The organism is [Brevibacterium] flavum (genome assembly GCF_019317305.1).
GTDB lineage: Bacteria > Actinomycetota > Actinomycetes > Mycobacteriales > Mycobacteriaceae > Corynebacterium > Corynebacterium glutamicum.
Genome location: NZ_CP079240.1, coordinates 1,812,884 through 1,834,044 on the forward strand (window position 1 = coordinate 1,812,884; position 21,161 = coordinate 1,834,044).

Genomic DNA, 21,161 nt, shown 5'->3' on the forward strand with positions numbered 1-21,161 from the left:
CATACTATGCACCCACCCGTTAAGCGTTTTGTGCAACTCCGTCTGCACAAGTCACCTTGCCACGAAGCACGGTGTGTGTGACCTTGGCACTGAATTCTTGGCCCTCAAATGGGGTATTTTCAGCCTTGGACGCAAAGTCTGCACCGGATGCTGTCCAGGTTTTTCCTTGATCAACAATCGCGAGGTTTGCTGGCTCACCTTCTGCGATTGGGCGACCCTGGCCTGGTAGACGGGTGATTTCTGCTGGGCGTTCACTCATCACGCGCGCAACAAAGCGCCAGTCTGCAAGTCCGGTGGCAACGAAGGTGTCCACGATGATGGACAGTGAGGTTTCCAATCCGAGCATGCCTGGCTTGGCGTTTTCGAATTCACAGCACTTATCTTCGGAACCGTGAGGAGCGTGGTCGGTTGCAACAACATCGATGGTGCCGTCGAGAAGCGCCTTCTTGAGCGCTTCGGCATCGCGGCTTTCGCGCAGTGGCGGATTGACTTTGTTGACCGCGTCGTAGGTTTCCAGGCGCTCATCGGTCAAGGTGAGGTGGTGCGGGGTGGCTTCCGCGGTGATTGGAATGCCCTGGGACTTAGCCCAACGAAGCAGCTCCACGGTGCCTTCGGTGGATGCGTGGCAGATGTGCACGCGGTTGCCGTAGTCACGAGCCATGATGGCATCGCGCACCACGATGGATTCCTCAGCCACACGTGGCCATCCGCGCAGACCCAGACGAGCTGCGTTTTCACCCTCGTGTGCTGAAGCGCCCTCAGTCAGGCGGTGATCTTCAGCGTGCTGGGCGATCAAAACGTCCATGCCCTTGGCGTATTCCAGCGCGCGGCGCATGACCTGAGGATCATCGACGCACTTGCCATCATCAGAGAACATGCGCACCTTGGCTTCAGAGCGAGCCATCATGCCGAACTCAGTAAGCTCCTTGCCCTCAAGACCCTTGGTGATGGATCCAACTGGGTGCACATCGCACAGGCCAATGTTTTGGCCCTTGAACCATACGGATTCCGCGATAACCGGCTGATCCATCACTGGAGTGGTGTTCGCCATGGTGAATACTGCGGTGAATCCGCCCTTGGCTGCGGCGGCAGAACCAGTGGCAATGGTTTCAGTGTCTTCGCGGCCTGGCTCACGCAGGTGAACGTGCATGTCCACGAAACCTGGAAGGAGAACTCCCCCATTGCCGTCGATGGTGCGGTCAGCCTCATGAGTGCCGCCGATAGCTGCGATCACACCATCTTTAACAAACACATTCGTTGGCTCGCCTTCGCCGTAGACCAAAACGTTGCTGATTAGGAGTGAGTCTGCAGGAGCCGGTGCCAGTGCGCCGGTTTCTGGATATTGGGTGTTGCTGTCAACCACTTCTTTAATCCCTCGTTACCTTTTCTAGAATTTCGCGATCAGATGGTCGCGATTAGATAGTCGCGTCAGAGCCTGCGACCAGGGCGAACAAAATGGCCATGCGCATGTGCACACCGTTGCTTACCTGCTGCAGTACCGCGGTGCGTGGTGCGTCTGCCACCTGGAAGTTGATTTCCATGCCACGAAGCATGGGGCCGGGGTGCATGATGATGGCGGAGTCCTTGAGGCGAGCTTCGCGCTCTTTGGACATGCCGTACAGCGTTGCGTACTCACGGTGTGAGGGGAAGAAACCACCCTGCATGCGTTCTTGCTGAACGCGCAGCATCATCACTACGTCGGCGTCGGCAATTTCTGCGTCCATGTCGTAGGAGAATCGGACTGGCCAGTTCTCCACACCAATAGGAAGCAGTGTCGGAGGAGCAACCAGCACTACCTCTGCGCCCAAAGTGGACAGCAGATCCACATTGGAGCGCACCACGCGGGAGTGCAAACAGTCGCCCACGATGACAACTTTGAGTCCCTCAATGCGGCCGGTGCGCTGCCGGATGGTTAAAGCGTCGAGAAGCGCCTGGGTGGGGTGCTGGTGCGAACCGTCACCCGCGTTGATCACGCTGGGGCCGTTGCCGCCTGGTGCGACGAACTGCGCAAGCTGCTGCGCGGCGCCTGAGGCTGGGTGGCGCATAATGATCGCATCCGCGCCGATTGCCGACAAAGTCAAGCCGGTATCTTTCAGCGACTCGCCCTTCTTCACGCTGGATGATGAGGCCGAAATGTTAATCACATCGGCGCTCATCCACTTTCCTGCGGTTTCAAAGGACGAACGGGTGCGCGTGGAGTTCTCATAGAACAAGGTAAAAATGGTGCGACCACGCAGCGTGGGCAGCTTCTTTACTTCACGTCCTTCGAGCACCTCCTTAAAGCGATCCGCTTCATCCAGCAATCCAACAATCTCATCTTTGGAAAGATCGCTAATGGATAGGAGGTGCTTCATCTAGGAATCCCCTTCAGAGTCTTCTCGGGTGAGCGTGACTGCATCGCGGCCGTCGATTTCTGTAAGCATGACGGAAACGTCTTCCGCGCGTGCGGTGGGGAGATTTTTGCCTACATAGTCAGCGCGAATGGGCAGCTGGCGATGACCGCGGTCAACCAACACAGCTAATTGGATATAGTTTGGGCGTCCAACGTCGCGCAAAGCATCAAGTGCAGCGCGGATGGTACGACCGGAAAACAGCACATCATCCACCAAAATCACGGTGGTGTTATCGATACCACCTGCTGGAATTGAGGTGGGCTGCAGTGCGCGGTGTGGTTTGTTTCGAAGATCATCCCTGTACAAGGTGATATCAACAGCGCCGGTATCTACCGAAACGCCGGAAAATTCTTCGATCTTTTCAGCGAGCCTACGGGCCAATGGGACTCCACCTGAGGGAATACCTAACAACATGACCCGATCCGCGTCTTTGGAATCAAGCGCGGTTTTCTCAATAATCTGGTGCGCGATGCGTGCGATGGTACGGCTGACGTCGTCCTCATTGAGGAGTTCTAGTACAGCACTATTACGTTCGCTCATCGTGACCTCCTTCCCCGCCTCTCTGTGCGGTCCGTTAAAGGATGTCCAATTTTGCAAAAACTCTGCAACGACCAGTTTCCTGGTTGTTGTCTGACACTATAGCGTACCGTGTCACATTCACCCCAAGATGCTGACTATGATCTTAAGGTAGTGCTCCACGGTGAAACACTGTTAACAACAGTGAAACACCAAAATGCTTAAAGCAGATGGTACAGCATGCCAGTCGAATCTGTGACAATTGATCGTTGTAGGACACCCGGTGTGTACCCACTGGGACCTCATAAATCCACTGACTTGGAGAAGCCCCTGTGAGTCTGACCACAAGCCATTTTATTCCTTTTCCCCGAGAAATGGTCTGGGATTGGCATACCCGTAAGGGCGCTGTCACACGTCTGACTCCGCCATTCGTCCCCCTTAACCCCATTGCGCAGGCAGAACGCCTCTCCGATGGCACCACCATTTTCAGCCTTCCTGCGGGACTTAAATGGGTGGCGCGCCATGATTTATCGGGATTTTTGAATGGTTCACGCTTCACCGACGTCTGTCTGACCGCCCCCGTAAAGGCCCTCGCAAACTGGCGTCACGTGCACAATTTCATCGACCAAGACGGCGGCACACTCATCACAGATTCCGTGAGCACCCGCCTACCGGCATCTACCCTCACAGGCATGTTTGCCTACCGCCAAAACCAGCTCATCGAAGACCTAAAATTCTTAAGTAGAACAAGCCCGCTTTTCGACGGCTCCCCCCTCACCGTAGCCATCACCGGCTCCAGGGGACTCGTCGGTCGCGCTCTGACAGCGCAGCTGCAAACCGGCGGCCACGAAGTCATCCAACTCGTGCGCAAAGAACCCAAACTTGGCCAACGTTTCTGGGATCCCCTCAACCCCGCACCTGACCTCCTCGACGGCGTGGATGTTTTGGTTCACCTTGCCGGCGAACCAATCTTCGGACGATTCAACGACTCCCACAAGGAAGCCATCCGCGAGTCCCGTGTACTCCCCACCAAATTCCTTGCAGAATTAGTCGCTGAATCGACACAATGCACCGCCATGATTTCCGCATCTGCTGTGGGATTTTATGGACACGACCGTGGCGACGAGATCCTCACCGAAGAATCTGAATCCGGCGATGATTTTCTGGCCGAAGTTTGCAGGGATTGGGAACATGCCACTGCTCCTGCCTCAGATGCAGGAAAGCGCGTAGCCTTCATTCGCACCGGCGTAGCCCTCAGTGGACGCGGTGGCATGCTTCCCGTACTGAAAACCCTCTTTTCCACCGGACTAGGCGGAAAATTCGGCGATGGCAGTTCCTGGTTCAGCTGGATCGCCATCGATGACCTTACCGATATCTACTACCGTGCCATTGTGGACGCCCAGATCTCCGGCCCCATCAACGGGGTAGCCCCCAATCCAGTCTCCAATGCGGACATGACCAAGATTCTGGCCACCAGCATGCACCGCCCCGCATTCCTCCAAATTCCTTCCTTTGGCCCCAAAATTTTGCTCGGAAGCCAAGGAGCCGAAGAGTTAGCCTTAGCATCCCAACGCACCGCACCAGCAGCACTGGAAAAGCTCGGCCACGTCTTCCGCTACACCGACATCGGCGCCGCCATCGCCCACGAACTTGGCTACGAACAACTCGCCGATTTCGCCCAACAGCAAAAAATCGAAGCCGAACGCAAACAAGAACGAGCCGAACTCAAAGCCGCCAAGAAGATCGCCAAAAAGGCCCCCGCTTTAGAGAAATCCCCCACCAACCTGGAAGATCCCGAAGAAGTAGAGCAAAGTATCCTCTCATCAATCCTCAATTTCCGCCGTAAGCGCAACGACTAAAACGACCATCTGTAGTGTGGTGGAAAAGTTACTTTTAAAAGGATTTTGGAAGGACTGAAACTCCCCAGTGCCTCACACACCCCCAGCACACGACCCCAACGACATCCAGGATTTTAGCCTCGATGCCGTTGCCGGGATTCTCCAGGACGAAAAACTGGACTACCGTATCGATGAACATGACGGTGAAAAAGTAATCCGCACCGGATTCATCAACGCCGCCATCAGCTTCATTCTCTTAGACGGCAGCTTAACCATGGAAGCTATGTGGCGAGGAGCCCCCTCCACCGACGCAGCCGCCCAAGTATTAGCGGCAACCAACGAGTGGAACCTCACCCAGTTCGCCCCCACCATTCGATTCTTCGAACTCAACGAAGGCACCCTCGCTATCAACGCGCTGCGCCACGTCGTTGTTTCCGCAGGTATGAGCCACAACCAGGTCGGCTCCTACGTTATGAGCTCCATCGAATCCGCTGTTCAATGCTTCGAATGGCTAGAACAACAATTCCCAGATCTAGTCACCTGGAAGGACGAACACAATGACCACTGATTCCACTTCTGCGACAACCCCAACCCCAAAGCCGATTCCAGTGACCATCGACCGAATCTCCCTCATCATGAAAGAATTCGGCATTGACCTAGCCATCGCCGATGAACAAGGCACCGGATCCCAAGTAGCCAGCGCCAACCTCAACGGCCATCACGTCATGTTCGCTGTCATCGGTTCAGTCCTGATCGTTCGTGCCGACCGCGCCACCGAAATGCCAGTCTCCGACGGCAACCCCGTATGGCATCTCGCCTGCAACCAAGTCAACTGTTTCAACTTCGCTGCCAAGGCTGTCGTAGTTGATCGCACCGACAACATCGTGATCCGCGCCGAGAAGGATGTCCCCATCGCCGCTGGGCTCAACGATATTCAGCTTTCCGCAATGCTGAAAAACGCCATCGATCACGTCCTCGCGATTCAAGATGCCGTAGCCAATGCAGGCAAGGAAATCGGCTAACATGTCGGACGAGTCCATCGAAGAGCAGGAAAAAGAACTCGCGACACTGATGGCTCAAATTGATGAACTGGAAAAGAAAGACAAGCAGAACAAGCTAATCATCGAGATTTTGTCCAAGGCCGTCGAAAAGAATGTGGCAGAGGCAGAAGCGAAAAGAGCCCGAAAATATCCACCCAATCCCCTGTGGTGAATTCTAAGGCGTCGAACTTTCCGAATGAATGTTTGGTATACCTCCATTGGTACTAAGCCGTTAGAGGCGATTCTGTTGAGTCGACTTCTTTGGGGTCAGGCACCAGAAATTGGGTGAGACCAGACCACACTGCCCACGAACCTCAAAAGTGAGGTTCGTGGGCATCTGTGTCTGGTTATGAGGGGGTCAAACCAGACACAGATGCCCACGTTCTAGAAACTCGCGACTGGTGGGCAGTGTGGTTTGGTCTCGGCTAGCCAATACCGAACCGGACCGGACAGGCGTGACAAGATTGACGAAAAAGTCGATCCTTTGGCACGTGTGTCCGGTTTTAAAGGCGATAAACCAAACGCACGTGCCAAAACTCCTGGAAATCGAAGAATCTTGTCACACCTGTCTGGTCCCCTCTCACAACGAAGCGCCACCCACCCCTAAATTTCTCCAGGGTGGGTGGCACATGGTGTTAGCCAGAAAAGATTTAGCTCTCGTCAGCCTTTTCTTCTGAAACCTTTGAAACTTCAGAGTCTTCTGCGACTTCGGAAACCTCTACAGTCTCTTCAGCCTCAAAATCTTCATCCGAGTCATCCAAAGCATCCGAGTCATCCCACGGCGCGACCGGAGCATCATCGAGAGATTCGGAAGCTTCCGCCAGAACTGCTTCTGGGTTGGCGGCGCGCTCGCGGAGGGTCTCCACCTTTGATGCCATGGCGTCAAGTGTCGCGTTGATGTAGGCACTGGATTTGTCTCCGGAGTATTCGGAGGCAATTTCCACGGCTTCAACGATTGCGGTGGTGACAGGAACGTCGGTGTTGTAGATCATTTCCCAGGAGGCGACGCGCAGGATTGCGCGGTCGACAGATGGGAGCCGTCCGAGAGTCCAGGTTTCTGCGATGTGTTCCGCGAGGAAGACATCGAGGGTATCGAGTTCAACGGCAACGCCATTGATGATGGTTTCGGTGTATTCCGCTACCGGTGCAACGATGGGGTTGGTATCGCGCGCCAACTTGTGGCGGTCATCGATGATGGCCACGGGATCAACATCGCGGGATTCCGCTTCAAATAGGATGTCTACGGCACGCATGCGCGCCTTGTAGCGGGATCCGTGTCGCTTGTAATCTTGTCGACGCTCGCTCACGTTTTGTTCTCTTTGTTCCTGTTCAATCAAAATGTTTCTGGCTGATTCTTAAAAGTTTTAAGAATCTTAGTTGTTAACGCGGGAGAGGTAGGAACCGTCGCGGGTGTCTACCTTGAGTACGTTTCCGGTCTCGATGAACAGTGGGACCTGGATTTCAGCGCCGGTCTCGAGGGTTGCTGGCTTGGTGCCGCCGGTGGAGCGGTCGCCCTGCAGGCCTGGATCGGTGTGCTCGACGCGGAGGTCGACAGATACTGGGAGTTCGCCGAAGAGTGCCTCACCTTCGTGGAAGGAGACCTGAACGCGCATGTTTTCAAGTAGGAAGCGACCAGCGTCGCCGAATGCGTCTGGGGACAGCTCGTACTGCTCGAAAGTCTTGTCATCCATGACGATGAAGGAAGTGCCGTCGTTGTACAAGTAGGTGACATCGCGGCGGTCGACGGTTGCGGTTTCAACCTTGACGCCTGCGTTCCAGGTCTTGTCGATGGTCTTGCCGGTCACGACGTCCTTGAGTTTGGTTCGCACGAATGCTGGGCCCTTGCCTGGCTTGACGTGCTGGAACTCGATGATCTGCTGCAGCTTGCCTTCGTTCTTGAGAACTAGACCGTTCTTGAAATCAGCGGTAGTTGCCACGGATGTGATCTCCCTCGTGGATTACGTGGATGGGGGTCTGCGCAAAGTGCTTGAAAAACGCGCAGACCGATTAGCTCACCTAGATTACACCACGATGAGGTCCTTACTCACCTTGGTGATGATTTCCGGTGCTCCTGAGGTAATAATCAGGGTGTCTTCGATGCGTACGCCGCCCTTTCCGGGGACGTAAATTCCGGGTTCGATGGTCAGTGTGGAGCCGGTTTCTAGGACTCCTTGTGAGGTTTTGGATGCGCTTGGGGCTTCGTGGACTTCAAGTCCGATGCCGTGGCCGGTGGAGTGCACGAAGTATTCGCCGTAGCCTGCGTCTTCGATGACTTTGCGGCACGCTGCGTCGATGTCGAAGAGGTTGGCGCCAGAGTAGGCTGCTTCAACACCAGCGAGTTGGGAGCGCAGGACGATGTCGTAGATTTCTGCTTCGAACTCCCCTACTTCGCCCATGACGAGGGTGCGGGTCATATCGGAGTTGAATCCGCGCGCGTGTGCGCCGAAGTCGATGGTGACTAAGTCGCCACGCTGGAGGATGCGATCGCCTGCGCCGTGGTGTGGTTTCGCGGAGTTAGGTCCAGAGGCCACGATGGTGTCGAAGCTGGGGCGTTCTGCTCCCAACATGCGCATGCGGTATTCCAGATCTGCCGCAACTTGGCGCTCTGATCGGCCTTCGGCGAGTTCTCCTGCTGCAAGTAAGTCTTCGAATGCTTGGGAGGCCAGTGCTGCGACATCGCGGAGGCGGTCTAATTCGAAGCTGTCTTTGGTCAGGCGAATGGATTCCACAACACCTGACACGGGGATCAGCTCGACGTCTTCCTGGGTTGCTTCACGCAGGCTGTCTAGCTGGTCCAGGGTGGTTTGTGCGGCTTCGATTGCTATACGACGCGGCCCTTCGACCTGCGCTAGCAGCGCCGTTGCCGAGGCACGCTCAATCAGCGCCTCGATGTCCGGGACTTCTTCTGCGATCTGGGTGGTGTAGCGACTGTCGGTGCAGATCTGCGCGGACAGATCTTTGTTCACGATCAGTGCGCCGTTGGAGCCGGTGAATCCGCTGAGATAGCGAACATGGATGGGGCTTGTCACCAAAATTGAGTCGATCCGTTGAGCTGCCAGTTTTGCGGCAAGTGCGCGACGACGAGTGGCAAAGCGGGTATCAGCCAAAGCCATGTTCTCTCCTTAAAAATTCACTGAAAGTGGGTAACTTCTAGTCCAAACTAGTAGATTACTCAACACTTAGTGGCTGATTGCCTCATAAGCACTCTGTAAATCTTGTTTTGAGGGCCCCTCAATGCGGGTAACCTCGCCCACGGCGGTCAGTGCGACGAAGCGGATGTTGCCGTCGCGGTTTTTCTTGTCGCGGGTCATGCCGTCGTAAAGCTCGTCGAAGGCTCCGCCTTCGTAGGAAGTGGGCAGACCGATGGCCGCCAGGATTGAGCGGTGGCGCTCGAGGAGGGGCGCGTCGATAAGCCCGAGCTTGTGGGAGAGGTTGGCGATGAACATCATGCCCACTGCAACGGCATTGCCGTGGCGCCAGCGGAAGTTTTCGCGGAGTTCGACGGCGTGGGCAAAGGTGTGTCCGTAGTTGAGGATTTCGCGCAGGCTAGATTCTTTGAGGTCTTGGCCGACCACGGAGCCCTTGACGGTGACGGAGCGCCAAATCAGTTCAGGCAGGTGGGAGCCTTCGACTTCTTTCTTCAGGCAGGCTGCGGGATCAGTTTCGTAAAGGCGCAGGATTTCTGGGTCGGCGATGAAACCAGTTTTGATGATTTCGGCGGATCCCGCGATGATTTCCGCGTCAGGCAGGGTGGCTAGGCGATCGGTGTCAATGAATACTGCGTCAGGCTCGTGGAACGCGCCCACAAGGTTCTTGCCTGCGGCGGTATTGATGCCAGTCTTGCCGCCCACCGCAGCGTCCACCATGGCCAACAAGGTGGTTGGAACCTGAATGACGCGCACGCCACGCATCCACGCAGCAGCAACGAATCCCGCGAGATCTGTGGCAGCACCGCCACCAAGTCCGATGACGATATCGCGGCGACCGAATGCTGCGCCACCCAATTCATCCCAGCACTGCCCCGCTACTTCCAAGGACTTGCCGTTTTCCGCATCGGGAACATTAAGGTGCAGGACCTTCAAACCAGCAGCGACTAGTGCTGCATCCAACTCGGATGCAATGTCATCCATGCTGGGCTGGTGCAAAATCGCTACCTGCTCCGCGCCTGATTCCGCTGCGCGCTGAACAATGAGCTCGTTGAGGCCGGAACCAATGTGGACATCATAGGGGGAAGATCCATTGACGTGGACGGTGTTGAAAATCTGCGCTGCGCTCATGGGGCACGTTGCCTTTCGCTTGTAATAGGAAGAAACCGGGCAGCCCAATGTTAATCAGGTGCCCGGTTTAATTAATCGATTTCTAGATGATGCAACACTGCTGCCACCACTTGCTGGGGGCTGCGGTTGTTGGTGCGAAGTCGGTAGGTTGCCACCTCTTCGTACAACGGGGTGCGCACTTTCACCAGGTTGCGGTAGTGCTCGGCGGGGTCGGCGGCTTGCAGCACGGGGCGGGAACGCTCGTTTGCGGTGCGCCTGATGCCTTCTTCTACTGGCACGTCGATCCAGACCACGTCGTGACCTTTGAGCAGTTCACGGGTGGATTCTGTCAGCACAGATCCGCCTCCCAAGCTCACCACTCCGGAGGATTTCAGTGCTTCGGCTACGTGGATGGCCTCGAGCTCGCGGAAGGCTGGCTCGCCGAGCTCGCTGAACACGGCGCCACAGGCTTTTCCGGTGGCGCGCTCAATCAGTTCGTCGGAGTCGACGAGTTCAGTGTTTAAGGCGCGCGCCAATCGACGTCCAATGGTGGATTTTCCAGCTCCTGGCAAACCCACAAGAACCACGATCGGGCAGGAGCATTCAGAGGTGTCATCTGATTGATGATCTAAGTGAATTTGATCATTCACTTCATTACGCTCCATCCTCTAAACCTTCGAATTTCATTCGTTCCTCAATGTTTTTGAGGTAGGTGTCAATGTTGCTCTTGGTTTCGCTCAGGGAGTCACCGCCGAATTTCTGCAGGACTGCGCGAGCAAGAACCAAGGTGACCATTGCTTCTGCAACGACACCGGCGGCTGGAACAGCGCACACGTCGGAACGCTGGTGGATTCCGGTTGCTGCCTTGCCGTTTTCCATATCAATGGTTTTCAGGGCGCGAGGCACAGTAGAAATTGGCTTCATGCCAGCACGAACGCGCAGGGTTTCACCGTTGGTCATGCCGCCTTCGAGGCCACCTGCACGGTTGGTGTTGCGGTATACGCCTTTGTCATCCAGGAACACTTCATCGTGGGCTTCGGAGCCACGTCGACGAGCTTCTTCGAAACCGTCACCGATTTCCACGCCCTTGATGGCCTGAATGCCCATGAGTGCAGCTGCGATCTGCGCATCGAGGCGATCTTCGCCAGAAATGTGTGAGCCCAAACCGATGGGCAGGCCTTCAACAATCACTTCCACGATGCCACCGAGGGTATCGCCGGCTTTCTTTGCGGCCTCGATTTCCGCGATCATGGACGCTTCGGCGTCTTTACCGAATGCACGAACCGGGGAATCATCGATCGCCTGAATATCTGCAAAGGTTGGCTCCGCGCCAGTGTAAGGCTCGGACGCACCAATGGAAATTACGTGGGAGAGCACCTCCACGCCCAAGGTTTCACGGAGGAAGGAACGAGCAACGGTCGCTGCTGCCACGCGAGCTGCAGTCTCACGGGCTGAAGAACGCTCCAGCACGTTGCGGGCATCATCGAATCCGTACTTGAGCATGCCTGCGTAATCAGCGTGGCCTGGACGAGGACGAGTCAGCTTTGCACCGCGACCCGAAGACATCGCCGCAATGTTGTCTGGGTCTTCCATGTCCAAAGCGTCAGAGGACATGATGGTGGTCCACTTATCCCACTCAGTGTTGCCGATCATGATTGAGATGGGGCTACCCAAAGTGAGGCCGTGGCGGATGCCGGTGAGGAAGGTCAACGCGTCTTGCTCAAACTTCATGCGAGCGCCGCGACCATATCCAAGGCGTCGGCGCGCCAATTGATACGAGACCTCATCTTTAGTCACGGGCACGCCTGCTGGCATGTGTTCAACCGTGGCGATAAGCGCCTGGCCGTGGGATTCACCTGCTGTAGTCCATCGAAGCATGCCTAGCATTATCGCACGAAAGGCCGCAGAAGACGTATCCAGCCCACCCCAAGGGCTTTTTAAAATTGCTTTTCGACGTCAAAAAGCGACATAACTGCAGGCACTAGCGATAACCATACTTGGACCATGGGGAATAAATTTGGGCCTTTTCACCCCTTTAACAGCCGCAAAAATTCCACCCAGTAAGACAGAAATTAACGATGATCCCACAATTGCCACCATGAGCGCCTGCATTCCCAAGGCTGCTACGGCTGTCCCCAAACCGAGAGCCAACTTGATATCTCCCCCACCAATTCCTCCCACCAGCACTGCCGTGAGGAAATAAATCCCCGCCCAAAAAAGCCCGCCGAGCATCCACTGCGGATGAGTAGTCAATGCCCATAAATTAATTAACAGTGCACCAGGAAGGGTGAGCACATCGGGCAGGCGCCGGCATTTTATATCGATGACAGCCAAGACTGCGCACCACAACCCAACTAGAAAAATTCCCATATCTTGGTTGGACTGCAGCGAGCGCTATTTGGTTCCCTTTAATGTCGGTGGGTGCCCCCGAGATGGTGAAGCAAGGTGTGGGTCGTGGCGTCGACAAGCTTATATCTTGTCACCCTCCCCTCCTTGAAGGACTCGACCACTCCGTTATCTGCGAGCAGTTGGAGCGCGGCGGAGGCCGTGGGCAGGGTGACGCCGACGATGTCCGCGAGCTCTGAGACGGTGGCTTCGCCGGGGCCGTGATAATGCAGCGCGATGAGGAGGCGGAGGCGCGTGCGATCGCCGAGCATTTTGAATGTTGGCGCCCACTCATCGGCGAGCTGTAGGAGATGAGGTTGATGCTCCATTGGTAATTTCTTTCGCTAATAGTCAAATGATCATTTGAGTGTTAGTGTTTTCTCATGCTTCTTTCCGCCCGCACACACACGAGTTTCCAAGAACTTGGACTCAATGCTAGTCGGTGCAAAGCAATCAACTGGACACTGGCACTGACTGTGGTGCTAATTGCCTCCATGTTTGTTGGCGTGCTCATCGGTGCATCCGGGACCTCAGTGTTTTCCACGTGGACCGTAATTAGCCACCATCTTTTTGGCACTGAGCTCGGTGGCTCCGACACTGCCGACGCCATCATTTGGGACATCCGCACCCCACGCGTCTTGCTCGCTGCCATTGTGGGCGCAGGCCTTGCCCTGGCAGGTGCCATCATGCAAGTACTGGTCCGAAACATGCTGGCAGACCCCTATATCCTCGGGGTGAACTCAGGTGCCAGTTGCGGAGCGGCTGCTGCCCTCTTGTTCGGTGTGGGAGCTGGATTTGGCGATTACGCCCTCCAAGGCAGCGCATTTTTCGGCGCAATGGCAGCTTCCGGATTGATCTTCTTCGTGGCTCGCGCAGCGGGGCGCATCTCCTCGACCCGCTTGTTGATGTCCGGCGTAGCGATCGGATACATGCTTTCTGCGGCAACAAGCTTTCTCATCTTCTCCTCCGACTCCGCCGAAGGCAGCCGCTCCGTGATGTTCTGGCTGCTTGGATCCTTAGGACTTGCCGCATGGAATGGGCCGATGGCGATCATCTTCCTCATCGTGGGCATTGCCCTGGCGTTGCTCATGGTGTTGGGTCCGCAATTGGATGCCTTAAACTCCGGCGATGAAACCGCACTAACCTTGGGAGTATCCCCTGATCGCCTCCGCATTCTCCTCCTGGTGATCACCTGCCTGCTGGTGGGATCCATGGTTGCCATGGCTGGCAGCATCGGATTCATCGGCCTTGTTATCCCCCACTTGGCCAGGCGTTTTGTCGGTGGCACACACCGCCTGATGCTCCCTGTTTCCGCGTTAATGGGCGCAATTTTGCTCATCTGGGCAGATATCGCCGCCCGAACCCTGCTTGCACCCCAAGAAATTCCCATCGGCATCATCACCGCACTCATCGGAGCACCCTTCCTCCTGATTCTGGTTCGCCGGATGCACACCTACTGATTTTTAAGGAATTATGCGTAAATTAGCCCTTCCCCTGGTTGCCTTCCTGACAGGAGGTTTAGCTGCATGCTCCTCAAGTGATGTGGTGGAAAGTCAAGGGATAACCGTTGAAAACTGTGGCTCGGTGGTGAATTTTGATAGTCCACCATCACAGATCGCCTTGATGAAAAGCGCCGCCGTACCCACGCTTGATGCTTTAGGTGTTTTGGATCGCGTGGTGGCCAAAGCTGGTGCCTTCCCAGCTGGGTATTACGACGCCGATTTATCGGAACGAGTCACGGACATCCCAACGCTGTCCAACAAGATCGACGCCAGCGGACACGTGTTGATCTCGAAAGAAGTCGTTGTTGCCGCCAACCCAGACATTGTTTTCGGCGAAACTGACACCATCAACCGCGCATCCATGGCATCCTCGAACATCCCGGTCGTGGAGGAACCAGCATTCTGTGGCAGCATCGACGGCGAGGTGAGTTTTGATGATGTCTGGTCACAAATCTCCACCTATGGCACCATTTTTGATCGCTCGACAGAAGCAGACGCATACATTGCAACGTTGAAGGAACGTGTTTCTGAAGTATCCTCGCGGGTTACTGACTCCGGAAAAACTGTGGCGGTGCTCTACCCCACCATCGGCGGCGGAGTCACCTACGCATACGGCCGCGGATCCATGGCCAACCCACTTGTTGCCGAAGCAGGCCTGACCAACGTTTTCGCAGACCAATCCGAACGCGTCTTTGAGGTCACGGCAGAAGAACTGATCTCCCGAAACCCCGACTACATCATCGTTTTACACAGCGACGGTTCCCCTTCAGACATCCTCGCAGAGGTGGGCAATCTCCAAGGGTCCAGCGCACTCACTGCTCTGAGTGAGAACAAAGTGCTGCCCATACTCATGAACTTTGCCGAACCCCCAACCCCGCTGGCCGTCGATGGCCTAGAAAAAATCATCGACTTTGTGGAAACCCACCCATGATCGAGGCCACACACCTACGCCACAGTTTTGGCGACAACATCGTCATCGATGACGTCACCCTCCATCTACCTGCACACGGCACCGTCAGCTTGGTCGGCCCCAACGGCAGTGGCAAAACCACCCTGCTGCGTGCACTATACGGAGCACTGCAACCAAATGAAGGGCACATCCACGTAGATGGCGTTCCACTAATAAGCTTGCACCGCAAGGACATCGCAAAAACCATGGCCGTAGTCATCCAAGAACATGACTCCGACCTCCCCATGACCGTCGCTGACCTGGTCTTACTAGGCAGACTCCCCCACCAAAAGATGTTTGCCGGCAACTCTCAAGCTGATCAGTTACTCGTTAAGGAAGCACTCACCCGAGTCGGCGCCATTCACCTGGCCGACCGACAATTCGGCGCACTTTCAGGCGGTGAACGCCAACGCGTCCTCATCGCACGAGCACTCGTACAAAACGCCACACACATCCTGCTCGACGAACCCACCAACCACCTCGACATCCGCTACCAGCACGAAGTCCTCCACCTCGTCCGCGAACTCAGCTCAAGTTCCATCATCGTCCTCCACGACCTCAACCTCGCAGCTGCCTACAGCGACCACATCATCCTCCTTGACCAAGGACGTGTGGTTACTCAAGGAACGCCCTCAGAGGTATTGACCCCAGAGTATTTGGAACCTGTGTATTGCGTTCGTGTTGAGCGCTTTGACCTAGGCGATGAAGTCCACCTTCGGTTCAAGCGTCACTAGGAGTTTTGTTGAGGAGGTGGCGGGGACTTAGTGTTCTTCTGAGATGCCTAAAGACTCTTCCAAAGCTTCACGCATGGCATCGCGGGGTGCATCCATTCCGGTGAATTGTTCAAACTGTCCGTAGGACTGGTGTGCCAGCATGACGTGGCCTCCGACAGCTTTGAGGCCTTTGGCTCGTGTGACTTCTACGAGTGGTGTTGGCCAGGGGTCGTAGATGACGTCGAGGACTGGGGCGATCGCAAGGGTGTCTTCGAGGCCTGCGATTGCTGCGGAGGGCACTGTAGAGACTACGACGTCGGCTTCGATGTGGAGATGCTCGAGCGGGGCGTAGGCCAAGGTGGTGGGGGTTTCGTCGAAAAGCGTTTGCAGTTCGGCGGTGCGATCGGAGCGGTTGAGCACCGTGATGCGGGCGACCCCGGCTTCGATGAGTGCCCAGATGGCGGGACGTGCGGTGCCGCCGGAGCCGATGACGATGGCGTGTTTGCCGGACAGTGATGCGCCGCCGAGGAGTTCACCGAGGGCTCCCCTGATGCCGTCGACGTCGGTGTTGTCTGCGCGCCATCCGGTTTCGGTGCGCAGAAGTGTGTTTGCGGAGCCGATGGCGCGGGCGCGTTCGGTTACTTCGTCGGCGAATTCGAGGGCTGCGAATTTGGACGGCATGGTGACGGAGAATCCGCGGTAGGTTTCATCAGCGCCGGAGACGATTCCGGGGAGCATGTCGCCGGTGCACTCAAAGCGGTCGTATTCCCATTGGTCCAGTCCGAGGGCTTTATAGCCGGTGTTGTGGAGGACTGGGGATTTGGAATGCTCGATGGGTGAGCCGAGTACGGCCGCCCGGTGAGTGATGTGAGAACCCAATTTTATTCGTTGATCCTTATCGGTTGCTGTCTAGAACGCCACTGTTCAAAGCTTGCTCAATGTCGGCTTCGTGCTCTTCGAAGGTGTCGTTGAACACGGTGGTTCCATCGGTGTCGATGGTGACAAAGTACAGCCAGGTTCCTTCTGCAGGGTTTTCCATGGCTTGGAGTGCTTCGGTGGATACTGCGGCGATGGGGGTTTGTGGCAGGCCGTCCATGGCGTAAGTGTTCCATGGGGTGACGGTCTGACGGTCTTCGTCGGTGGTTGCTACTTCTTGTTCAGACAGACCGTAGTTGACGGTGGAGTCGAATTGCAGCTGCATTGGCTCGGCGAGACGGTTCAAGATGACGCGGGCGACCTTATCAAAATCTCCTGCTGGTGCTTCGCGCTCGATCAGGGATGCTGCGGTGAGCAGCTCATATGGAGTAAGTCCAATGGCATCTGCACGGCCCGTGATGTCGGTTTCTTGGAAATGGTTTGCTGATCGCGTGATCAGATCGGTGAGGATTCCCTGGGCGTCGTTGGATGGATCCACCACGTATTGGCCAGGCATTATCAGACCTTCGAGGCGCTTTGGATCAGTTCCGCGAGCTTCCACAGCAGCGATTGCCCAATCTGGGACACCCAATTCTGCAGGCGACACGGTGGAGGCAACCTGCTGCAAATCCTCAGCGGTGATGCAGTTGGCGGAGCCTTCGGTGCAGGTCACGGCTGCGATCTGGGAGTAGATTCCCGCGCGGGTGTTTCCACCAACAACAGTGACGTCCATCAAGGTGGCGCCGCCGTGAATGTCGAGGAGATCAACCTGGTTGTCTGGATCAAGCAAAGCCGACACTGCAGCTGCTGCATTCATTTGTTCCTGCAGGCGGTAAAAACCTGGCTGCACACTACCCGCATTGGGGTTGTTGCTGGCCGCTGTTTGGAACGCTGAGTTGGTGGCCACGATATCGCGCTCTTCCAACTCTGGGCCGAGCTCTGATATGGAGGAACCTTCAGGGATTTCGACCAGCTGAACCACACCGTTTCCGGAGCCTTCATAGTCATGTGGCGTCCGGTTTGAGGTGGCTACACCGATATAGATAATGGCACCGATAATGAGGATGAGTGAAGCGATCGTCACGGCAATAAACCGTTGGCGTCGCTTTACGTAGACTGGCTCCATCCGGCGGTTTCGGATTTGGTTCATCCTGGGAAATTTCCCTTCTCGTCGAAATCTTGGGTGTCTGTGGATTGTGGTTCAAGGGCTCGGGTGCGAGCATCCAACCAGGTTTGAAGGATTTCTACTGCGGCAGCTTGATCAATAACTTTACGTCCCGCTTTTTCGCTGACGCCTGAAGCCCGCAAGGCTTGGGTGGCAACGACGGTGGTGAGGCGTTCGTCGCCAAGCCGTACCGGAATGTTCTTTCCAGCATTGGTGAGGCGCCGACGGACGCGGAAAGCAATTTCCTTTGCATGCTTCACACTGGCGGAGCCATTTCCCTGCAGATCTGTGGGTAGACCAACAATGACTTCCACGGCGTTATATTCCTCAACGATGGCGACCAACCGATCAATATCGGCCAGGTCTGGCCCTTTGAATCCAGTTTCCCGCGGAACGGTTTCCACAGGCATGGCAAGCTTGGCATCGCGGTCAGAGGCTGCCACTCCGATGCGCACGGTGCCGACATCTAAGCCAAGGCGCCGGCCTGGGCCTGGATCATCGTGACCGGGTGAATCGGCGGAAACCTTCATAGAAAAACCCGCTTACCTTTCCATTGTTTAGTGTTAAGAAATTAATGTGTTGCAAGGCACAAAGACAAATTTAGCTTTTAAGCATAGCCGTACGGAAGAAGACCCGTCTGATCTGTCCCCAAAATAGGACCCAAACCCTTCTAAAACATGCAATGCCGGGGTTCTCGTCGTGAGAACCCCGGCAATATTCTTTAGGGCCTAGACCTAAGGCTTAGAGTGCCTCGATCTCAGCGCGGACTGCGCCGAATGCGGATTCCAGGCCAGCAATGTTGGCGCCGGATCCTTGTGCGAGGTCAGCCTTGCCGCCACCGCGACCGTCGATGTAGGAACCAACGAGCTTAACCAGGTTGCCGGAGTGAGCTCCGCGAGCCACAGCGGCCTTGTTTGCAGCTACAACGAATGGAACCTTGCCGGCGTTGTCGGAGGCAATAACCAAGACGCCTTCGCGGTCGCCGAGCTTGTCCTTCAGGGTGGTTGCGATGGTGCGCAGGTCACCGGCGTTGGTGTTGTCCTTGACGCGCAGCAGCAAGGTGGTGACGCCACCGATCTCTTGAGCGTTGTTCAACAGGTCTGCGGTTTGTGCCATGAGCTGCTGACGGTGCAGGGCTTCGATTTCCTTCTCTGCTGCCTTCAGCTTGTCTACCAGCTGTGCGACGCGTTCTGGAAGTTCCTCGGATGGAGCCTTCAGGGAGCTTGCCAAACCTTCGGCGAGTGCGCGTTCCTTGGACAGGTAGTTGAAGGAGTTCAGGCCGGAGTAGGCCTCGATGCGGCGCACGCCGGAGCCGATGGATGATTCACCCAACAGTGCCACTGGGCCGATCTGTGAGGAGTGCGCAACGTGCGTACCGCCACAGAGTTCCATGGAGAAAGGTCCGCCGATTTCCACGACGCGCACGGTGCTTCCGTAGTTTTCGCCGAAGAGCGCCATCGCCCCCATTGCCTTGGCTTCCTCGAGTGAGGTTTCCACGGTGTTGACAGCCCAGTCGGTGTCCACGGCTTCGTTGGTGATCGCCTGGATTTGCTCGACTTGTGCTGGGGTGAGCTGCTCGGTGTAGTTGAAGTCGAAGCGCAGGTAGCCTGGCTTGTTCATGGATCCTGCCTGGACGGCAGTTGGTCCAAGAACCTGCCGCAGAGCGGCATGAATCAGGTGGGTTGCGGTGTGTGCCTGGCGTGCAGCATGGCGCCATTGCTTATCGACGCTTGCCACCACTTCATCACCTACCGCAAGTCCACCGTTTGCCACGAGTGCCTTGTGAACCCACAGTTTCTTACCGATCTTCTGCACGTCATGGACATCAAGCACGGTGTCTCCGAGCAGGATTTGACCACGATCGCCGAGCTGTCCACCTGATTCTGCGTACAGAGGTGACTGGTCGAGGATGACCTCAACTTCTTGACCTTCTGTGGCTTCAGAAATCTTGGCACCATCGGAAAGTAGTCCGAGGACCTTGGACTGGGAATCCAGTTCCTCAAAGCCGGTGAATACGGTTGGGTTGTTGTCGACCCATTCGCGGTAGATGCTCAAGTCGGTGTGGCCGTGCTTCTTTGCCTGGCTGTCAGCCTTTGCGCGGGAGCGCTGCTCTGCCATGAGGGAATCAAAGCCTTCAACGTCAACCTCAAGGCCTGCTTCTGCAGCCATTTCGAGGGTGAGGTCGATGGGGAAACCGTAGGTGTCGTGCAGTGCGAATGCCTGAGCACCGGCAACCTTGGTGGATCCTGCTGCCTTGATGGAGGTTGCAGCCTCTTCGAAGAGGTGGGTTCCAGAGACCAGAGTCTTCAAGAAAGCGCGCTCTTCGGTGACAGCCACACGCATGATGCGCTCACGGTTGTCGGCGATTTCTGGGTAGGACGGGGTCATGGTGTCCATGATGGTGTTCATGAACTGCTCCATGGTCTCACCAGTAGCACCGAGCAGACGTGCGGAACGGATAATGCGGCGAAGCAGGCGGCGCAGGATGTATCCACGGCCTTCGTTGCCTGGGGTAACACCATCGAGGATGAGCATCATGCCGGTACGAGAGTGGTCGGCGATAACGCGGAAGCGAATGTCAGAGGTGTTGTCAGAACCGTACTTGGTTCCGGTCAGGGTCTCTGCAACGTCGATGACTGGGCGCAGCAGGTCGGTTTCGTAGACGTTTTCAACATCCTGGAGGATGCAGGCAACGCGCTCGACGCCCATGCCGGTATCGATGTTCTTCTTTGGAAGATCGCCAAGGATTTCGAAGTTGTCCTTGCCAATACCCTGTCCGCGTTCCTTCTCCATGAAGACCAGGTTCCAGATCTCCATGTAGCGGTTATCGTCAGCGACAGGGCCGCCTTCCTTGCCGTACTTCTCGCCGCGGTCGTAGTAGATCTCGGAGCAAGGGCCACAAGGTCCTGGTACACCCATGGACCAGTAGTTGTCAGCCATACCCAGGCGCTGGATGCGCTCTGCTGGGACGCCGATCTTCTTTTCCCAGATCTCTGCAGCCTCGTCATCATCGAGGTACACAGTGACCCAGAGGCGCTCTGGATCAAGGCCAAAGCCGCCGTCTGCTACGGAACCAGTCAGAAGGCCCCATGCGTGGGTAATTGCGCCTTCTTTGAAGTACTGGCCGAAGGAGAAGTTACCTGCCATCTGGAAGAAGGTGTTGTGGCGAGTGGTGATACCCACTTCTTCAATATCCAGGGTACGAACACACTTCTGAATGGAAGTCGCAATGCCGTTTTCAAAAGGTGGGGTCTGCTGGCCCAGGAAGTACGGCTTGAATGGAACCATGCCTGCGTTAACGAACAGCAGGTTAGGGTCGTCGAGAATCAGTGACGCGCTAGGTACTGCCTGGTGACCGGCATTGACGAAGTGATTGGTAAAACGCTCCCTGATCTCATGGGTCTGCACAGCGGTATCCTGCCTTAGAACTTCTCGAAATGTTTTAGCGCATGCAAAAACACACGCCTAAAAATGGACTGGTGGTAACTT

Annotated in this window: 22 protein-coding genes; 7 read left to right on the top strand and 15 right to left on the bottom strand. The window is 56.0% G+C overall.

What is annotated here, in order from left to right; all coding sequences use genetic code 11:
• Window positions 1–19: 19 nt before the first annotated feature.
• The 3 genes from KW808_RS08725 to pyrR are packed head-to-tail and all read right to left on the bottom strand — an operon-like array spanning window position 20 to window position 2,933.
• Window positions 20–1,363 carry a dihydroorotase gene (locus KW808_RS08725; RefSeq protein WP_003862213.1) on the bottom strand — a complete coding sequence of 448 codons (1,344 nt, stop codon included), beginning with the start codon at window positions 1,361–1,363 and terminating at the stop codon, window positions 20–22.
• Between the two features lie 52 nt (window positions 1,364–1,415).
• A complete protein-coding gene (locus KW808_RS08730; RefSeq protein ID WP_003862210.1) occupies window positions 1,416–2,354 on the bottom strand; it encodes an aspartate carbamoyltransferase catalytic subunit in 939 nt (312 codons plus the stop codon).
• A complete protein-coding gene (gene pyrR, locus KW808_RS08735; RefSeq protein WP_003862208.1) occupies window positions 2,355–2,933 on the bottom strand; it encodes a bifunctional pyr operon transcriptional regulator/uracil phosphoribosyltransferase PyrR in 579 nt (192 codons plus the stop codon). It lies immediately after the preceding gene.
• Window positions 2,934–3,241: 308 nt separating this feature from the next.
• Here pyrR and KW808_RS08740 point away from each other — a divergent pair, with 308 nt between their 5' ends.
• The 4 genes from KW808_RS08740 (at window position 3,242) to KW808_RS08755 (ending at window position 5,959) form a co-directional block, all read left to right on the top strand.
• Window positions 3,242–4,768 (top strand): TIGR01777 family oxidoreductase, encoded by a 1,527-nt coding sequence (locus tag KW808_RS08740; RefSeq protein WP_003855978.1) that lies wholly within the window; start codon window positions 3,242–3,244, stop codon window positions 4,766–4,768.
• A gap of 67 nt (window positions 4,769–4,835) precedes the next feature.
• Window positions 4,836–5,315, top strand: coding sequence for a YbjN domain-containing protein (locus tag KW808_RS08745; RefSeq protein WP_003855977.1), 480 nt, complete (start codon window positions 4,836–4,838; stop codon window positions 5,313–5,315).
• On the top strand, window positions 5,305–5,769 hold the full coding sequence (locus tag KW808_RS08750) for a YbjN domain-containing protein (RefSeq protein ID WP_003862204.1): 465 nt from the start codon (window positions 5,305–5,307) through the stop codon (window positions 5,767–5,769). Before KW808_RS08745 ends, KW808_RS08750 begins: the two co-directional genes overlap by 11 nt.
• A gap of 1 nt (window position 5,770) precedes the next feature.
• Window positions 5,771–5,959: a hypothetical protein gene (locus tag KW808_RS08755; RefSeq protein ID WP_003862202.1), complete on the top strand. Its 189-nt coding sequence runs from the start codon at window positions 5,771–5,773 to the stop codon at window positions 5,957–5,959.
• A gap of 478 nt (window positions 5,960–6,437) precedes the next feature.
• On the opposite strand, the gene nusB is transcribed toward KW808_RS08755, so the two are convergent.
• The 8 genes from nusB to KW808_RS08795 form a co-directional block, all read right to left on the bottom strand.
• Window positions 6,438–7,094, bottom strand: a complete 657-nt coding sequence (gene nusB, locus KW808_RS08760; RefSeq protein ID WP_003862200.1) for a transcription antitermination factor NusB — start codon at window positions 7,092–7,094, stop codon at window positions 6,438–6,440.
• A gap of 66 nt (window positions 7,095–7,160) precedes the next feature.
• Complete coding sequence (gene efp, locus KW808_RS08765) at window positions 7,161–7,724, bottom strand: elongation factor P (RefSeq protein ID WP_003855973.1); 564 nt, start codon at window positions 7,722–7,724, stop codon at window positions 7,161–7,163.
• An 84-nt stretch (window positions 7,725–7,808) separates the two neighbouring features.
• The gene (locus tag KW808_RS08770; protein WP_003862198.1) at window positions 7,809–8,900 is read right to left on the bottom strand and encodes an aminopeptidase P family protein; all 1,092 of its coding nucleotides are present in this window, start codon (window positions 8,898–8,900) and stop codon (window positions 7,809–7,811) included.
• A gap of 66 nt (window positions 8,901–8,966) precedes the next feature.
• Window positions 8,967–10,064 carry a 3-dehydroquinate synthase gene (gene aroB, locus KW808_RS08775; RefSeq protein WP_003862197.1) on the bottom strand — a complete coding sequence of 366 codons (1,098 nt, stop codon included), beginning with the start codon at window positions 10,062–10,064 and terminating at the stop codon, window positions 8,967–8,969.
• 71 nt (window positions 10,065–10,135) lie between these two features.
• Window positions 10,136–10,708 (bottom strand): shikimate kinase, encoded by a 573-nt coding sequence (locus tag KW808_RS08780; RefSeq protein ID WP_003855969.1) that lies wholly within the window; start codon window positions 10,706–10,708, stop codon window positions 10,136–10,138.
• Complete coding sequence (aroC, locus tag KW808_RS08785) at window positions 10,698–11,921, bottom strand: chorismate synthase (protein WP_003862196.1); 1,224 nt, start codon at window positions 11,919–11,921, stop codon at window positions 10,698–10,700. The genes KW808_RS08780 and aroC overlap by 11 nt, the downstream gene beginning before the upstream one ends.
• A gap of 78 nt (window positions 11,922–11,999) precedes the next feature.
• Entirely contained in the window at window positions 12,000–12,413 is a 414-nt protein-coding gene (locus KW808_RS08790) for a prepilin peptidase (protein WP_003862195.1), read from the bottom strand.
• 38 nt (window positions 12,414–12,451) lie between these two features.
• Complete coding sequence (locus tag KW808_RS08795) at window positions 12,452–12,757, bottom strand: ArsR/SmtB family transcription factor (RefSeq protein ID WP_003862194.1); 306 nt, start codon at window positions 12,755–12,757, stop codon at window positions 12,452–12,454.
• 54 nt (window positions 12,758–12,811) lie between these two features.
• Between KW808_RS08795 and KW808_RS08800 the strand changes: the two genes are divergently transcribed.
• From KW808_RS08800 to KW808_RS08810, 3 genes are read left to right on the top strand one after another with little or no spacing between them, the layout of a single operon-like run.
• Complete coding sequence (locus KW808_RS08800; protein WP_003862193.1) at window positions 12,812–13,888, top strand: FecCD family ABC transporter permease; 1,077 nt, start codon at window positions 12,812–12,814, stop codon at window positions 13,886–13,888.
• A gap of 13 nt (window positions 13,889–13,901) precedes the next feature.
• Complete coding sequence (locus KW808_RS08805; protein WP_003862176.1) at window positions 13,902–14,861, top strand: ABC transporter substrate-binding protein; 960 nt, start codon at window positions 13,902–13,904, stop codon at window positions 14,859–14,861.
• Window positions 14,858–15,613, top strand: coding sequence for an ABC transporter ATP-binding protein (locus tag KW808_RS08810; protein WP_003862174.1), 756 nt, complete (start codon window positions 14,858–14,860; stop codon window positions 15,611–15,613). The genes KW808_RS08805 and KW808_RS08810 overlap by 4 nt, the downstream gene beginning before the upstream one ends.
• A 27-nt stretch (window positions 15,614–15,640) precedes the next feature.
• Here the strand turns inward: KW808_RS08810 and KW808_RS08815 are convergent, their stop codons facing one another.
• The 4 genes from KW808_RS08815 to alaS form a co-directional block, all read right to left on the bottom strand.
• Window positions 15,641–16,471, bottom strand: coding sequence for a shikimate dehydrogenase (locus tag KW808_RS08815; protein ID WP_003862173.1), 831 nt, complete (start codon window positions 16,469–16,471; stop codon window positions 15,641–15,643).
• A gap of 16 nt (window positions 16,472–16,487) precedes the next feature.
• Window positions 16,488–17,657 (bottom strand): endolytic transglycosylase MltG, encoded by a 1,170-nt coding sequence (gene mltG, locus KW808_RS08820; RefSeq protein WP_003862171.1) that lies wholly within the window; start codon window positions 17,655–17,657, stop codon window positions 16,488–16,490.
• The gene (gene ruvX / locus KW808_RS08825) at window positions 17,654–18,202 is read right to left on the bottom strand and encodes a Holliday junction resolvase RuvX (RefSeq protein WP_003862169.1); all 549 of its coding nucleotides are present in this window, start codon (window positions 18,200–18,202) and stop codon (window positions 17,654–17,656) included. Before ruvX ends, mltG begins: the two co-directional genes overlap by 4 nt.
• 211 nt (window positions 18,203–18,413) lie before the next feature.
• Complete coding sequence (gene alaS / locus KW808_RS08830; RefSeq protein ID WP_003862167.1) at window positions 18,414–21,080, bottom strand: alanine--tRNA ligase; 2,667 nt, start codon at window positions 21,078–21,080, stop codon at window positions 18,414–18,416.
• Window positions 21,081–21,161: the final 81 nt, after the last annotated feature.